Raw genomic sequence first — 1,550 nt, 5'->3', positions numbered from 1 at the left:
AAAGAGGGTACCCCGGACCTTCTTTCTTTTTAATCTCATGACAGTATACAGATCAATCTCATGACACGCAAGAAGATCAGCCCGGAGTCAATCTAGGCAGTCAACAACAATATAGAGGAAAATCATTTTAATGATTTTAAGGCCAAAGAAATCTCTGGTAAAAAATTAAGCAAGGCGGTATCAGCGTTCTCGAATGCCAGTGGCGGAGATATCTATGTAGGAATCCGAGAAGAACCTAAAACAAAAATCAAACATTGGGAAGGATTTCCAGATGTTGAAGCAGCAAATTCAATGCTCCAAGTTTTGGATTCCATTAACAATATCAGCGGCTTTCACGAAGTGGAATTCTTGATGCATCCTGTTCTTCGTACATATGTATTGAAGATTACAGTTTTCAAAACTCAAGCTATTGTTTTAGCAACGGATGATACTGCTTATGTGCGAAAAGGAGCACAAAGTTTACCGGCAGATACGCCCGAGAAACTTCGTCGGTTACAGCTTGACAAAGGTATTACCTCATATGAGAACGAGCCTGTTGCAGAGTCTGAAATTGAAGATGCCATTGATTCGGATGCATTTTCTGCATTTTCTGATGCCGTTGTCCCCTCTGCTGAACCTGAAAAATGGCTAAGAAAGCAGCGACTGATCCACGATGATAAATTAACGGTTGCAGGTGAACTCCTTTTCGTTGATGAGCCGCAAATTTGTTTGCCTAAGCGATCTTCCATTAAGATTTTCAGATACAAGACTAGCGGACAAGCGGATCGTGATACATTAGCTGAAGATCCAATAACAATCGAGGGATGCGCCTACAATCAAATCTATGATGCAGTTGAAAAAGTGAAAGAAATTATCGAATCAATGAAAAAGCTCGGTGCCAGTTTTGAGACTATTGAATATCCCGAAGAAACATTGCATGAGATCATTACTAACGCAGTGTTGCATAGGGATTATAGCATAGCAACCGATATTCAGATCCGTATCTTTGACAACCGTGTTGAAGTCGAGAGTCCCGGAAAATTACCCGGTCATGTTACTACGGAGAATATTCTGGAAACACAAGCGGCACGCAATCCTAAGCTGGTTCGCCTTATCAATAAATTTCCAAAGGCCCCTAATAAAGATGTCGGTGAAGGACTCAACACAGCGTTTGAAGCAATGACAAAGTTACGCCTCAAAACTCCCGAGATCGTGCAGAATGATATGTCTGTAACGGTATATATCAGGCACGAACGACTCGCCTCTCCCGAAGAAATGGTTGTGAAATATTTAGAAAGCCATTCAGAAATTACAAATCGGGAAGGCAGAAAGCTGACGGGCATAAAATCCGAGAATTCTATGAAAAGAGTTTTCTGGAAATTGAGAGATAAAGGAATCGTTGAAATGATTCCTGGGCGAGCCCGATGTAAAGCAGCTTGGAGGAAAAAACAATAAATATATGAGGCTTCGTGCACATGTGTGGGTAGGAAATAGCCTCTGCCTACCATAATAACAATTGAAAAGGTCATCGGACTCTCGTAATGTATAGCTGTCGAAGAAATACAGAACGG

The 1,550-nt window shown here is 41.3% G+C and carries 1 protein-coding gene; it reads left to right on the top strand.

Annotated elements, in window-relative coordinates:
* Nucleotides 1–111: 111 nt before the first annotated feature.
* Entirely contained in the window at nucleotides 112–1,434 is a 1,323-nt protein-coding gene (locus ACTNC3_RS11315) for an ATP-binding protein (protein ID WP_441227492.1), read from the top strand.
* The last annotated feature ends 116 nt before the right edge of the window (nucleotides 1,435–1,550 follow it).

The sequence above is a fragment of the Oribacterium sp. HCP3S3_B9 genome (genome assembly GCF_052064255.1).
Lineage (GTDB): Bacteria > Bacillota > Clostridia > Lachnospirales > Lachnospiraceae > Oribacterium.
The sequence above is the reverse complement of the archived record's forward strand: the minus strand, read 5'-3'. Positions and strand labels throughout refer to the sequence as shown.